This window comes from Ornithinimicrobium carbonis (genome assembly GCF_977012275.1).
In genome coordinates, this window is record NZ_OZ348993.1 from 2,318,378 (window position 1) to 2,331,152 (window position 12,775).

At 73.8% G+C, this 12,775-nt stretch carries 10 protein-coding genes; 5 read left to right on the plus strand and 5 right to left on the minus strand.

What is annotated here, in order from left to right; translation table 11 throughout:
* The first annotated feature begins 5 nt into the window (after window positions 1-5).
* From ispG to ACWHYA_RS10655, 3 genes are all read left to right on the plus strand, one after another.
* On the plus strand, window positions 6-1,181 hold the full coding sequence (ispG, locus tag ACWHYA_RS10645; RefSeq protein ID WP_425941225.1) for a flavodoxin-dependent (E)-4-hydroxy-3-methylbut-2-enyl-diphosphate synthase: 1,176 nt from the start codon (window positions 6-8) through the stop codon (window positions 1,179-1,181).
* A gap of 35 nt (window positions 1,182-1,216) precedes the next feature.
* On the plus strand, window positions 1,217-2,068 hold the full coding sequence (locus ACWHYA_RS10650; RefSeq protein WP_425941223.1) for a GNAT family N-acetyltransferase: 852 nt from the start codon (window positions 1,217-1,219) through the stop codon (window positions 2,066-2,068).
* A 71-nt stretch (window positions 2,069-2,139) separates the two neighbouring features.
* Window positions 2,140-2,847: a uridine kinase gene (locus tag ACWHYA_RS10655; protein WP_425941222.1), complete on the plus strand. Its 708-nt coding sequence runs from the start codon at window positions 2,140-2,142 to the stop codon at window positions 2,845-2,847.
* 16 nt (window positions 2,848-2,863) lie between these two features.
* Here the strand turns inward: ACWHYA_RS10655 and glpK are convergent, their stop codons facing one another.
* Together glpK and ACWHYA_RS10665 are read right to left on the minus strand one after the other, a co-directional pair.
* Window positions 2,864-4,402 (minus strand): glycerol kinase GlpK, encoded by a 1,539-nt coding sequence (gene glpK / locus ACWHYA_RS10660; protein WP_425941221.1) that lies wholly within the window; start codon window positions 4,400-4,402, stop codon window positions 2,864-2,866.
* On the minus strand, window positions 4,399-6,195 hold the full coding sequence (locus tag ACWHYA_RS10665; protein ID WP_425941219.1) for a glycerol-3-phosphate dehydrogenase/oxidase: 1,797 nt from the start codon (window positions 6,193-6,195) through the stop codon (window positions 4,399-4,401). Before ACWHYA_RS10665 ends, glpK begins: the two co-directional genes overlap by 4 nt.
* Window positions 6,196-6,323: 128 nt before the next feature.
* Here ACWHYA_RS10665 and ACWHYA_RS10670 point away from each other — a divergent pair, with 128 nt between their 5' ends.
* Both ACWHYA_RS10670 and ACWHYA_RS10675 read left to right on the plus strand, forming a co-directional pair.
* Window positions 6,324-7,166, plus strand: coding sequence for a GNAT family N-acetyltransferase (locus ACWHYA_RS10670; RefSeq protein ID WP_425941217.1), 843 nt, complete (start codon window positions 6,324-6,326; stop codon window positions 7,164-7,166).
* A gap of 178 nt (window positions 7,167-7,344) precedes the next feature.
* Complete coding sequence (locus ACWHYA_RS10675) at window positions 7,345-8,760, plus strand: MDR family MFS transporter (protein ID WP_425941816.1); 1,416 nt, start codon at window positions 7,345-7,347, stop codon at window positions 8,758-8,760.
* Between the two features lie 23 nt (window positions 8,761-8,783).
* On the opposite strand, the gene ACWHYA_RS10680 is transcribed toward ACWHYA_RS10675, so the two are convergent.
* The 3 genes from ACWHYA_RS10680 to ACWHYA_RS10690 are packed head-to-tail and all read right to left on the minus strand — an operon-like array spanning window position 8,784 to window position 12,758.
* Window positions 8,784-10,877 (minus strand): prolyl oligopeptidase family serine peptidase, encoded by a 2,094-nt coding sequence (locus tag ACWHYA_RS10680; protein WP_425941215.1) that lies wholly within the window; start codon window positions 10,875-10,877, stop codon window positions 8,784-8,786.
* A gap of 13 nt (window positions 10,878-10,890) precedes the next feature.
* The gene (locus ACWHYA_RS10685; protein ID WP_425941213.1) at window positions 10,891-11,859 is read right to left on the minus strand and encodes a DMT family transporter; all 969 of its coding nucleotides are present in this window, start codon (window positions 11,857-11,859) and stop codon (window positions 10,891-10,893) included.
* Window positions 11,856-12,758, minus strand: coding sequence for an alpha/beta hydrolase (locus ACWHYA_RS10690; RefSeq protein ID WP_425941211.1), 903 nt, complete (start codon window positions 12,756-12,758; stop codon window positions 11,856-11,858). Before ACWHYA_RS10690 ends, ACWHYA_RS10685 begins: the two co-directional genes overlap by 4 nt.
* Between the last annotated feature and the right edge of the window lie 17 nt (window positions 12,759-12,775).

Here is a 12,775-nt window from a genome sequence, read left to right on the forward strand (position 1 = left end):
ATCCCATGACTGCTGGCAACCCCATCTCGCTCGGTATGCCGTCCGCGCCCCCTCCGGTGCTCGCACCGCGGCGCCCGACCCGCAAGATCAGGGTGGGCAAGGTCGAGGTCGGCGGCGACGCGCCGATCTCGGTCCAGTCGATGACCACGACGCCCACGACAGACGTCAACGCCACCCTGCAGCAGATCGCCGAGCTGACGGCCACCGGCTGCGACATCGTCCGGGTGGCGTGCCCCAGCCAGGACGACGCCGACGCCCTGCCGGCCATCGCCCGCAAGTCCCAGATCCCGGTGATCGCCGACATCCACTTCCAGCCCAAGTACGTCTACGCCGCGATCGACGCCGGCTGCGCGGCGGTGCGCGTCAACCCCGGCAACATCCGCAAGTTCGACGACCAGGTCAAGCAGATCGCCCGGGCCGCCAAGGACGCAGGGGTCTCGATCCGCATCGGCGTCAACGCCGGGTCGCTCGACCCGCGGATCATGAAGAAGTACGGCAAGGCCACCCCCGAGGCCCTCGTGGAGTCCGCCGTCTGGGAGGCCGGCCTGTTCGAGGAGCACGACTTCCACGACTTCAAGATCTCGGTCAAGCACAACGACCCCGTCGTCATGGTGCGCGCCTACGAGATGCTGTCCGAGCGCGGCGACTGGCCCCTGCACCTGGGGGTGACCGAGGCCGGGCCCGCGTTCCAGGGCACCATCAAGTCCTCGGTGGCCTTCGGGGCGCTGCTCTCCAAGGGCATCGGCGACACCATCCGGGTCTCGCTCTCGGCGCCGCCGGTGGAGGAGGTCAAGGTCGGCAACCAGATTCTGCAGAGCCTCAACCTCAAGCCGCGCAAGCTGGAGATCGTCTCCTGCCCCTCGTGCGGGCGGGCCCAGGTCGACGTCTACACGCTCGCCGACGAGGTGACCGCCGGCCTGGAGGGCATGGAGGTGCCGCTGCGGGTGGCGGTCATGGGGTGCATCGTCAACGGCCCGGGGGAGGCCCGTGAGGCGGACCTGGGCGTGGCCTCCGGCAACGGCAAGGGTCAGATCTTCGTCAAGGGCGAGGTCATCAAGACCGTGCCGGAGTCCCAGATCGTGGAGACGCTCATCGAGGAGGCCATGCGGATCGCGGAGGAGATGGAGGCCAGCGGCGAGCTGGAGGCCAGCGGCGGCTCGCCGTCCGTCCAGATCGGCTGATGACCCGACCCGGCCGCAGCCGGTAGCGTTCACCCATGGTCCCGGACCCGATCAGCCCCGACACCGCCCGGCGGTCGACCTGGGACGACGGGTGCACCGTCTGGCACCTCGTCGACCGTTCCGACCTGTCGGTCGTGCAGGAGTCCGTGCCCCCCCGCAGCGAGACCCGCACGCACGCCCACGACCGTTCCCGGGAGTACTTCCACGTGCTCGCGGGCCGGGCCGTGGTCTCGGTCGGGCCGCAGACCGCGGAAGTGGTGGCCGGTTCGGGCATCGAGGTCCCGCCTCGGGTGCGTCACCAGATCCGCAACGAGGGCGACGAGGAGCTGGTGCTGCTGGTCGTCTCGGCCCCCAAGGTCACCTCCGGACGCAACTCCCACCGGGCCCGGCCGCTCCGCCGCGACTACGGCGGCGTCGTGGTGGGGTCCTACCTGCGTCCCACCCGGGTCGGCGACCTGGACGTGGTCGTGGAGATCGAGAGCGCCCAGGACACCGGCCAGTGGCTGGGCCAGGGCGGCCGGGAGTGGCACGAGCAGGTGCTGGAGGACCCGGACAAGGAGCACTGGGTCCTCGTCGACCGCCTCGACCGGGTGGTGGCCTTCGGGATCCTGGCGGCGCTCGACCGGCCGGAGGAGGTGGAGCTGCGCCGGATGGTCGTCGCGCCCGAGGGCCGGGGCCAGGGTCTGGGACGCCTCCTGCTGCGCAAGCTGCTCGAGCACGCCGCGGGGCGGCCCCAGGTGCAACGGGTCTGGCTGGACGTGGGGGCCGACAACACCCGGGCCCGCAGCCTCTACCGGGCCTTCGGGTTCGTCGAGAAGGAGGCGCCGCCGGGGGCGATCCTGCTGGAGAACGGTCTGTACATGGAGTGGTGCCCGGACCGGCACTGACCCGCCGTCCCCCGTCCGGTCCACGGCGAACGGTGCGGGGCGGGGCGCGCGGACGGCATACCCTGGGGCCCATGCCAGCCCCGGACCTGCCCGTCCGCCAGCTCGTCCTCGTGGACCTGCTGTCCCTGATGCTCGCCACCGGTCCCGGGCGGCGCGCCGTGGTCGCGGTCGACGGTCCGGACGGGGTGGGCAAGACCCGCATGGTCGCCGAGCTGGTCGCGCTCGCGGAGCACGTCGCCGGACGTGAGGTGCTCTCCGTCGCGATGGACGACTTCCACCACCCCCGGGCGCTGCGGTACGCCATGGGCAGGGACGCCCGGACCCACTACGAGGACGCCTTCGACCACGCCGCGCTGCGGTCCCGGGTGCTGCAGCCGTTCCGCGACGGCGGCCCCGTCGTCCCGGCGTCGTGGGACCTGGAGGAGGACCGTCCGCTGGACCCCGACCCGGTGCAGCCCTCCGAGGACGCGCTCCTCGTGGTCGAGGGCGTCTACCTGCGCCGCCCCGAGCTGGTGGGGGAGTGGGACGCGACCTGCCTGGTCACCGCCCCCGCCCGGATCACCGTGCCCCGCGGGAACGCGCGTCTCCCGCACCGTCGCGTCCCCGGCGACGACGACCCGGCCCATCCCGCGAACGCGCGGTACACCGGGGCCCAGGCGCTCTACCGGCAGCAGGCGCGGACGGCGCCGCCGACCTGGATCGTCGACAACACCGACCTGCAGCGGCCCGAGATCATCGTCCCCGACCCCGACGAGCCGCAGTGGTTCGAGCAGGGGTGAGGCACGGGCAGGGGCCTCAGGACGGGTCCGGGTCGGGCTCCAGCTGCTCGGTGTCCTCGTCGACCCAGTCGAAGGTGCGGGTGACGGCCTTCTTCCACGTGCGGAAGAGCCGTTCGCGCTGCTCCTCGGGCATCTGCGGGGTCCACCGGCGGTCCTCCCTCCAGCGGGACGCGACGTCCTCGGTGCCCTCCCAGAACCCCACGGCGATGCCGGCGGCGTAGGCCGCGCCCAGGGCGGTGGTCTCGGTCACCTCCGGGCGCACCACGTCCAGACCGAGGACGTCGGCCTGGAACTGCATGAGCAGCTCGTTGCCGACCATCCCGCCGTCGACCCGCAGCTCGGCCACGGGGGTGTCGGCGTCGGCGTCCATCGCCTCCACCACCTCCCGGGTCTGGTATGCCGTCGCCTCCAGCGCGGCCCGCGCCAGGTGGTGCCGGGTCACGTAGCGGGTCAGGCCCACGATCGCGCCGCGGGCGTCGTCGCGCCAGTAGGGCGCGAAGAGGCCGGAGAAGGCGGGCACGACGTAGCAGCCGCCGTTGTCCTCGACCTCGCCGGCCAGGTCCTCGATCTGGGCCGACTCGGAGATGAGGCCGACGTTGTCGCGGAGCCACTGCACGAGCGATCCCGTCACCGCGATCGACCCCTCCAGTGCGTAGACCGGGTCCTGGCCCTCGAACTGGTAGCAGACCGTGCTCAGCAGCCCGTGCTCGCTCGGCACGATCCGTGAGCCGGTGTTGACCAGCAGGAAGTTGCCGGTCCCGTAGGTGTTCTTGCTCATCCCGGGCTCGAAGCAGGCCTGGCCGACCATGGCCGCGTGCTGGTCGCCGAGCACGCCGGCGATGGGCACGCCGAGCTTCTCGCTCGTGCCGTAGACCTCCGAGGAGGTCCGGATCCGCGGCAGCATGGACAGGGGCACGTCCATCGCCCCGGCGACCTCCTCCGACCAGGACAGGGTGCGCAGGTCCATGAGCATCGTGCGCGAGGCGTTGGTGACGTCGGTGACGTGGACCCCGCCGTCCGGGCCGCCGGTGAGGTTCCAGACGAGCCAGGTGTCCATCGTGCCGAAGAGCAGGTCGCCGGCCTCGGCACGCTCCCGTGCCCCGGCCACGTGGCGCAGGATCCAGGCGAGCTTCGGACCGGAGAAGTAGGTTGCCAGCGGCAGCCCGCAGACGTCCTTGAACCGGTCGGCGGCACCGGGCTCCTCCGACCCCGCCAGCTCGGCCACCAGTCCCGCCGTGCGCGTGTCCTGCCAGACGATCGCCGGGTGCACCGGCTCGCCGGTGCGCCGGTCCCAGACCACGGTGGTCTCGCGCTGGTTGGTGATGCCGACGGCGGCCAGGTCCTGCCCGGTGAGGTTGGCCCGGCCCAGGGCCAGCCCGATCACCTCGCGGGTGCGGTCCCAGATCTCGACCGGGTCGTGCTCTACCCACCCGGCCCGGGGCAGGATCTGGCGGTGCTCCTTCTGGCCGACCGAGACGGTGCGGCCCCCGTGGTCGACGACGACCGCCCGGGTGCTCGTCGTCCCCTGGTCCACGGCCAGCACGAACCTGCTCATGGCCGCGCCCCCTCGGACGCCGCTCCGGTCGGGGTCCGGGGGACCTCCTCGGGCCAGGCGCCGGTGGCGGTCGGCTCGCCGCGGAGCACGCGGTCCCGGGCCGCCAGCGCGGCCAGGTCGTCGGGCTCGCGGGCCGCGGCCTCGTCGGCGCGCACCCGTCGGGAGTAGTCGTCCAGCTCACGGGCCGCCTTCTCCTCGCCCCAGCCGAGCCACTGGACCGCGATGTCGGCGATCTCCGGGGCGGCCTGCAACCCCTTGCGGGGTGCCTCGTAGTAGAGCCGGGTGCGCCGCATGAGGATGTCCTCCAGGTGCAGGACGCCCTCGCTGATGCAGGCGTAGGCGATCTCGGCGCGCAGGTAGGCCGGTGCGTGCTCCAGCGGCACGGCCAGCGAGGAGTCCTCGGCGATGAGGTCGAGGAGCTGCTCGACGAGGGAGCCGTACCGGTGGAGCAGGTGGTCGGTCGTCTGCTCGTCCCAGCCGAAGCGGTCCCGCAGCGCGGGCATCCGCCGTCGCATGGCGGCCTCGCCGACCGCGCCGACGAGGGGCACCTGGGCGGTGATCGAGGGCAGCTCCTGCGCGCGGTCGCCCAGGGCCAGGTCCACGGCGTCGGAGGCCATGACGCGGTAGGTGGTCAGCTTGCCGCCGCCGACCAGCGTGAGGCCGGGGACCGGTGAGGCCACGGTGTGCTCGCGGCTGATCTTCGAGGAGTCCGGCTCCCCCCGGGTCCCGGGCTGCAGGAGGGGCCGCAGACCGGCGTACCACCCGACGACGTCGTCGCGGGTCAGCCGGGTGGTCAGCACCTCGTTGGCGTGGTCGAGGACGTAGTCGATGTCGGTCGCGGTGGCCACCGGGTGCCGCAGGTCCCCGTGCCAGGGGGTGTCGGTGGTGCCGATGATCCAGTAGCGTGACCAGGGGATGAAGAACAGCACCGAGCGCTCGGTCTGCAGGAACAACCCCTGGGACCCCCGGATGCGGTCGCGGGGGACGACCAGGTGGATGCCCTTGGAGGCCATCACCCGCAGCCCGCCCTCGGCGCCGGCCAGGTCGCCGACCTGCTCGGTCCACACCCCGGCGGTGGAGATGACCTGGTGCGCACGCACGTCGACCGTCTCACCCGTCTCCTCGTCGCGCACCCGTGCCCCCACGACCCGGTCACCGTCGCGCAGCAGGTCCAGGACGCGGGTGCGGCTGGCGACCTGGGCGCCGTAGGTGTGCGCCGTGTGCACGATGGTGGTGACCAGCCGAGCGTCGTCGACGGTGGCGTCCCAGTAGCGGACCGCGCCCACGGCGCGGCCGTCGCGCAGGTCCGGGAAGTCCCGGTGCAGCCCCCGGCGGGTGGTGTGCTGGTGCACCGGCAGCGCCCGCTGGCCGGGCAGCACGTTGGCCAGCAGGTCGTAGAGGGTCACGCCCGCCCCGTAGTAGAGGCGCTGCCACCAGCGGTGCTCCAGCGGGATGAGGAAAGGCATCGGCTTGACCAGGTGCGGAGCCAGGGTCCGCAGCAGCAGACCGCGCTCGGTGAGCGCCTCGTGCACGAGGTGCAGGTCCAGCATCTGCAGGTAGCGCAGGCCGCCGTGGACCAGCTTGGTGGACCACTGCGAGGTCCCGGAGGCCCAGTCCTCGGCCTCGACCAGCACGGTGGACAGGCCGCGGGTGGCCGCGTCCAGGGCCGTCCCGGCCCCCGTGACGCCGCCCCCCACGACCAGCACGTCGACGACGGGCCCGCCCCGCCCGCTGTCCCGCAGGACCTGCCACGCCTCGTCGCGCGAACGTCCGGTGAGTGCCTTCGACTGCATGGGACCGCCTTCCCCGTGGTCTGGGGCACCACTTTCTCACCCCGCCCCGACGGACCGCCCACCCGGCCTCCCCACCCCGCCCGCGGGTCCCTCTCGCCCGGCGCCACCGCATACGGCACCCTGGGACCATGCTGCGCGGCCTGACTCCCGTGCGGGCCTACGGCAGGCCCGACGTCCAGGCTGCCCTGGAGGTCTGCGCCCAGGACCCCGTGGCCAACGTCTTCGTGGCCGCCCGCATCGAGGAGACCGGGCTGGCCGGCACCCGGGGACCGCTGTTCGGCTACGAGTCGGGCGGGGAGCGGGCGCTGTGCTGGTGCTCGGCCAACGTCGTGCCCGTGCAGGCCCACGACCGGGCGCTGGCCGCCCTGGCCGCCAAGGTGGTCAAGCGGCGGACCTGGGCCAGCTCGGTGTTCGGTCCGGCGGACCAGGTGCTCGACCTGTGGGGGCGCCTGGAGCGCCAGTGGGGACCGGCGCGCGAGGTGCGGCCCACCCAGTACGTCATGACGACGAGCTCCTCGCCGTTCCTGGCCGGCGTCCCGGTCGACCCCGCGGTGCGCCCCGCCCGGGCCGAGGAGCTGGACCTGCTCGTGCCGGCGGCGGCCGCGATGTTCACCGAGGAGATCGGCTACCCCCCCTACCAGGGCAGCGGGCTGTCCTACCGGCAGGGCGTGGCCGGCCTGGTCGAGCGGGGCCACTCCCTGGTGCGGGTCGAGGACGGCCGCGTGGTGTTCAAGGCCGACCTGGGCTCGGTGGCGCTGGGGGTCGCCCAGGTCCAGGGGGTCTGGGTCCACCCCGAGCTGCGCGGGCGCGGCATCGCCGTCCCGGCCATGGCCGCGGTCGTGGAGCACACGCTGCGGCACGTGGCCCCGACCGTGACGCTCTACGTCAACGACTTCAACGAGCCGGCCGTCCGCACCTACGCCCGGGTCGGGTTTGAGCGGACGGGCACCTTCGCCACCGTCCTGCTCTGAGCCGCGACCCGTCGGTGCCGGTCTCCTGCGGCCACGACCGAGCGCACCCTCGGAATGTCCAGCGCGCCCGGGGCGTTGGGAGCCTGCGGGCCGTGCGGCCCGCCACCGGCGAAAGAGGACCTGCGTGACCAGCACCACCACCCGCCCGGCCACCCCGACGTCGGCCGCGTCCTCCGAGATGCCCGAGGGGGCGGCCCGGCTGATCGGCCTGCTCGTGGCCGCGGCCTTCGTGGTCATCCTCAACGAGACCATCATGTCGGTCGCGCTGCCGGAGCTGATGGAGGAGTTCTCCGTCGGCGCCGCCACCGCGCAGTGGCTGACCACGGCCTTCATGCTGACCATGGCGGTGGTCATCCCGGTCACCGGCTACCTGCTGACACGGCTGAGCCTGCGGACCGTGTTCGTGGCGGCGATGTCCTTCTTCAGCCTCGGGACGCTGGCCGCCGCCCTGGCCGTCAGCTTCCCGCTCCTCGTCGGTGGTCGGGTCGTCCAGGCGGTCGGCACCGCGCTGATGATGCCGCTGCTGTTCACCACCGTCCTCAACGTGGTGCCCGCGCACCGGCGGGGTCGCACGATGGGCGTGATCTCCATCGTCATCGCCGTGGCCCCCGCGGTCGGCCCCACCGTCGGCGGGATCGTGCTGGACGTGCTGACCTGGCGCTGGATGTTCTGGCTCGTCCTGCCCGTGGCGCTGACCGCCCTGACCGTCGGTGCCGTGCTCGTGCGCAACGTGACGACCCCCCGCAGGGTCCCGCTGGACGTGCTCTCGGTGGTCCTGTCGGCCGTCGGCTTCGCGGCCACGGTCTACGGGCTCAGCAGCATCGGCTCCGCCGCGGAGGGGACCGCCGCGGTCCAGCCGTGGATCCCGCTCGTGGTCGGGCTGTCCGCGCTCACGCTCTTCGTGCTGCGCCAGACGTCGCTGGGGGACGGGGCCCTGATGGACGTCCGGGCGTTCACGACACCGGCCTTCAGCCTCGCCGTGGCGCTCGCGGCCGTGACGATGATGGCGCTGTTCGGCACGCTCATCCTGCTGCCGATCTACCTGCAGAACGTCCTGGGCCGCTCCACGCTGGAGACCGGCCTGGCCCTGCTGCCGGGCGGTCTCGTCATGGGGCTGCTGGGGTACGTCGTGGGCCGCACCTTCGACCGGACCGGGCCCCGGCCGCTGGTCCTGCCCGGCGCCGCCGTCGCCTCCGCCGCGCTGTGGGGGATGACCACCACGTTCGGGCCGCAGACCTCCCTGACGACCGTGGTGGCCTGGCACGTGGTGCTCAACACCGGTCTGGCCCTGATGTTCTCCCCGCTCATGACCAACGCCCTGGGGTCGCTGCCCCGCCGTCTCTACCCGCACGGCAGCGCGATCGTCTCCACGATGCAGCAGGTGGCCGGGGCCGCCGGCACCGCCCTGTTCATCACCGTGATGACCACCGCCCAGGTGGCCGGGGCGCAGGCCGGGACGGACCCGGCGGACGCGCTGATGAAGGGCGTGCACGCCGCGCTGCTCGCGGGGGCGCTGGTGTCGCTCGCGGCCGTGGCGGGCAGCCTCTTCGTCCGGCGGGCGGAGCCCCCGGCCGAACCGGTCGACGCCGCCTGAGCGGGCGGCCCGGCCGGCCCGCGTCAGCCGGTCAGCCGCTCGTGCAGGAACGTCCAGGCGAGGGCGTGCCAGGTCGCCCACTGGGCCGCCGTGCTCGCCCCGCCGTGCCCGCCCTCGGTGTTCTCCCAGTAGGTCACGTCCCGTCCGTGCTCCTGCAGGAGCGCCGCCATCTTCCGGGCGTGCCCGGGGTGCACCCGGTCGTCCCGGGTGGACGTGGCCAGGTAGACCGCGGGCGTCGGGCGGGAGGGGTCGAAGCGCTGGTAGGGGGAGTACGTCTGCAGCCACTCCCACTGCGCGGGATCCTCGGGGTCGCCGTACTCCGCCGTCCACGACGCCCCGGCCAGGAGCAGGTGGTAGCGCCGCATGTCGAGCAGGGGCACCTGGCAGACGACCGCGCCGAAGTCCTCGGGGTAGCCGGTGATCATGTTGCCGACGAGCAGCCCGCCGTTGGACCGGCCGGTGCAGCCGAGCCGCTCCACCGAGGTCACCCCGCGGGCGACGAGGTCGCGGGCCACGGCGGCGAAGTCCTCGTAGGCCCGGTGCCGGTGCGGACCCAGGGCCGCCCGGTGCCAGCGCGGCCCGAACTCGCCGCCGCCCCGGATCCCCGCGACGACGTGGACGTGGCCGGAGGCGAGCCAGGCGCGGCCCACGACCGGGTCGTAGGCGGGGGTCAGGGCGTGCTCGAACCCGCCGTAGCCGTGGAGCACGGTGGGGGTGGAGCCGTCCGTCGGCAGGTCGGCGGGGCCGACCTGCCAGTACGGGACGCGGGTGCCGTCGGCGGAGGTCGCCCAGTGCTGGGACACCTCCAGGCCGATGGCGTCGAACCGGTCGGGCGCCTGCCGCACGGGCTCGAGGGCCACCCGTGGGCCTGTCTCTGCGCCCGTCCCTGGGCCCAGGTGCGCCACCGAGAGCTCCATCGGCTCCAGGAAGCCCGTCGTAACCACCCACAGGTCGTCGCCGCGATGGGCGTCGACCGCGGACACGCTCACCGTGCGCAGTCCCACGTCGAGGGTCGCGGTGAGGTCCTCGCTGGTCCAGGTCCCGTCCGGTGCGGGGGAGTGCACCCGGACGGTATGGCGCACGTCGACGAGCGCGGTCGTCACCAGGCGGGAGGCCGTCCAGGTCAGGTCCACGAGCGCCGAGCGCTCGTCGGGGACGAAGACGGCCGACCAGTCGGCCTCCCCGCCGAGGACGTCCGCCAGCGGGGAGACGAGCAGGCTGCCCTGAGCCCAGGTGCGCGACCCGCCCCCGGGGGTCCAGTCCTCCCGCAGCCGCAGGGCCACGTGGTCCTGGTGGACGGAGACGTCGGCGCTGGTGGGCACCGGCAGGGTCACCGGCCCGTCGTCGGTCAGCACCATGGTCTCGGAGGCGTAGAAGGCGACCGCCCGGCGCAGCAGGGTGCGGCCGAGCTCCTGGTCGTGCTCGACGAACAGCCCGAGGTCGTCCTCGCCGACGGTGTGCAGGACCTGGGCCTGCTCCACCGGCGTGCCACGCTCCCAGAGGCGCACCGTCCGCGGGTAGCCGGACCGGGTCGCGCCCGTGGGGTCCGCCGCCGTGGTGAGGTAGACGTGGTCCCGGTCGCGCCAGGCGAGCCGGCCCTTGGCCTCGCCCTTGGCGAACCCCTCGGGCTGCGGCACCCACTCCAGGGTGGTCAGGTCGAGCTCACGGGTGGTGCCCGCGTCGGCCCCGCCGCGGGAGAGATGCACGAGCGCGCGGTCGTGCGTGGGCCGCAGCACGCTGGCGCCCTGCCACACCCACGAGGTGCCCTCGTCCTCGCAGAGGGCGTCGACGTCGACCAGGACCTCCCAGTCCGGGTCCGGGGTGCGGTAGGACTCCCAGGTGGTGCGGCGCCATACCCCGCGGGGGTGCTCGACGTCGGTCCAGAAGCCGTAGAGGTGCTCGCCCACCTGGCCGACCAGGGGGATGCGGTCGGGCGCCTCGAGCGCCTCCTGCAGCTGCGCGTGCAGCGGCTCGAAGACCGGGTGGGAGCGCAGGCGGTCCTCGGCGGCGGTGCTGCGGCTGCTCACCCAGTCCATCGACTGCGGCGACTCGACCTCCTCCAGCCAGCGGTGGGGGTCGGCGTCGGTGGTGTCCGGCGGTGCGGATGCGTCGGTCATGGTGCCCACCCCATCACGGATGCCGGGACCCTCCGCGCAGGGAGACGAGGATGCCGGTCATCACCAGCGCGGCGCCCAGGAGCATCCGCCCGCTCATCACCTCACCGAGCAGCAGCCACCCGCCCAGGGCGCCGAAGACCGCCTCCAGGGACAGGATGAGCGCCGCGTGGGAGGGCTTGGCGTGCTGCTGGGCGACCACCTGGAGGGTGTAGGCGACGCCGACGGCGAACAGACCGCCGTACAGGACCGCCCAGAGGGCCGGGGCGAACCCTGCGAACGGTCGCTCCTCGACCATCACCGCGGCCCCGGCCGAGAGCAGCGCGCAGGCGGCGAACTGGGCGGCGGACAGCTTCAGCGCGTCCACCGTCCGCACGAAGTGGTCGATGACGAGGATGTGCAGCGCCCAGAACAGCGCACCGATCAGCACGAGCAGGTCACCGGTGGCGATCGTCAGGTCCTCGGTCATGCTGAGCAGCCACAGGCCCGGGACGGCCAGGCCGAGGCCGACCCACACGGGGGTGCCGGCGCGGTGCCCGAGCGCCAGGCCCAGGACCGGCACGAGCACGATGTACAGCCCCGTGATGAAGCCCGCCTTGCCGGCCGTGGTCGTGGCGATGCCCACCTGCTGCAGCCCGGCCGCGGAGAACAGGACGGCCCCCGCGGCCAGTCCCGGCAGCAGCGGGGAGCCCCCGACCCTGGGTGGGGTCTCGTCGAAGATCTCGCCGGCCGGAGGCTCGGGGGCGACGATCGGGGCGGTCCGCCGTCGTCGGGAGAACCACCAGATCAGGGGCAGCAGCGACACGGCCCCGATCGCGAACCGGGCGGCGTTGAAGCTCATCGCGCCCATGTGGTCGGCCCCGAGGCGCTGTGCGACGAAGCCCAGGCCCCAGATCGCCGCGGTCAGGGCCAGCAGCAGGTTGGCCCGGGCGCGCAGCGCCGGGTCGGGCCGGGAGCCGGTGCGCTCCGCGCTGGTGGTGCTCACGTCCCCGACCCGGTCGCGGCGGCCGGCGGCTCGTCCCCGGACGGGTCGACCGGGACGGGGGGCACCTGCGCGGGGGGCGCGACGGCATACCCCCGCAGCAACCACCGCACCGCGGAGGGGAACCGCTCCGCCCAGGCCGGCTCGGCGTGGTGGGCCTGGGAGTCGTAGACGTAGCGCACCGGCACCCCGGCGTCCCGAAGGGCGCGCACGAGGCGTTCGGCGTCCTCGACGTAGCGGCGCTCGATGTCGGCGTCGTCGGGCCGCTCGTGCCCGCCCACGTCGACGTAGACCCGGCCCGGCGCGCGTCCGGGCAGTGCGGCCTCCAGGTCGAGCAGGGCCTGCTCGCCCGGCCACCAGAAGGCCGGGCTGAACACGCCGGCCCCGCCGAAGACGTCGGGGTGCCGCTCCCACAGGTAGGTCGAGACCACCCCGCCCAGGGAGCTGCCCGCGGTGACGGTGTGCTCGGGCTGCGGACGGGTGCGCAGGACGGCGTCCACGGCCGGCTTGAGGTGGTCGACGAGGAAGGAGGCGTAGTCCGCGGCCCGGCCGCCGCCCTCGCCGGGCATGGCGTACTGGGTGTACTCCTCGGCCCGCCCCGTGGGGGAGCAGGGGACGGCGACGACGATCGCGGGTATGCCATCTCGCGCCAGGTCGGTCATGGCGCCGTCGACCTCCCAGGCCGCACCGGCGAAGGACCGCCCGGGCAGGAAGGCGTTGTGGCCGTCGTGCAGGTAGAGGACGGGGTAGCGCTCCTCACCGTCGTCGTACCCCGGGGGCAGCCAGGCGTAGACCTCGGCGCGACGGTCCAGACCGGGCAGCTCCACGTCGGTCCACGAGCGCAGGTCTCCGCGCAGGTGCGGGTCGGTCACGGGACGGAGGTCGTCGGCGGCGAGCTTCACCCCCGCATCGTAGGAGC

Bases quoted from the DNA above. Each gene is read 5' to 3' on its own strand.
- ispG (WP_425941225.1), top strand. From the start codon at position 6: ATGACTGCTGGCAACCCCATCTCGCTCGGTATGCCGTCCGCGCCCCCT.
- ACWHYA_RS10650 (WP_425941223.1), top strand. From the start codon at position 1,217: ATGGTCCCGGACCCGATCAGCCCCGACACCGCCCGGCGGTCGACCTGG.
- ACWHYA_RS10655 (WP_425941222.1), top strand. From the start codon at position 2,140: ATGCCAGCCCCGGACCTGCCCGTCCGCCAGCTCGTCCTCGTGGACCTG.
- glpK (WP_425941221.1), bottom strand. From the start codon at position 4,402: ATGAGCAGGTTCGTGCTGGCCGTGGACCAGGGGACGACGAGCACCCGG.
- ACWHYA_RS10665 (WP_425941219.1), bottom strand. From the start codon at position 6,195: ATGCAGTCGAAGGCACTCACCGGACGTTCGCGCGACGAGGCGTGGCAG.
- ACWHYA_RS10670 (WP_425941217.1), top strand. From the start codon at position 6,324: ATGCTGCGCGGCCTGACTCCCGTGCGGGCCTACGGCAGGCCCGACGTC.
- ACWHYA_RS10675 (WP_425941816.1), top strand. From the start codon at position 7,345: ATGCCCGAGGGGGCGGCCCGGCTGATCGGCCTGCTCGTGGCCGCGGCC.
- ACWHYA_RS10680 (WP_425941215.1), bottom strand. From the start codon at position 10,877: ATGACCGACGCATCCGCACCGCCGGACACCACCGACGCCGACCCCCAC.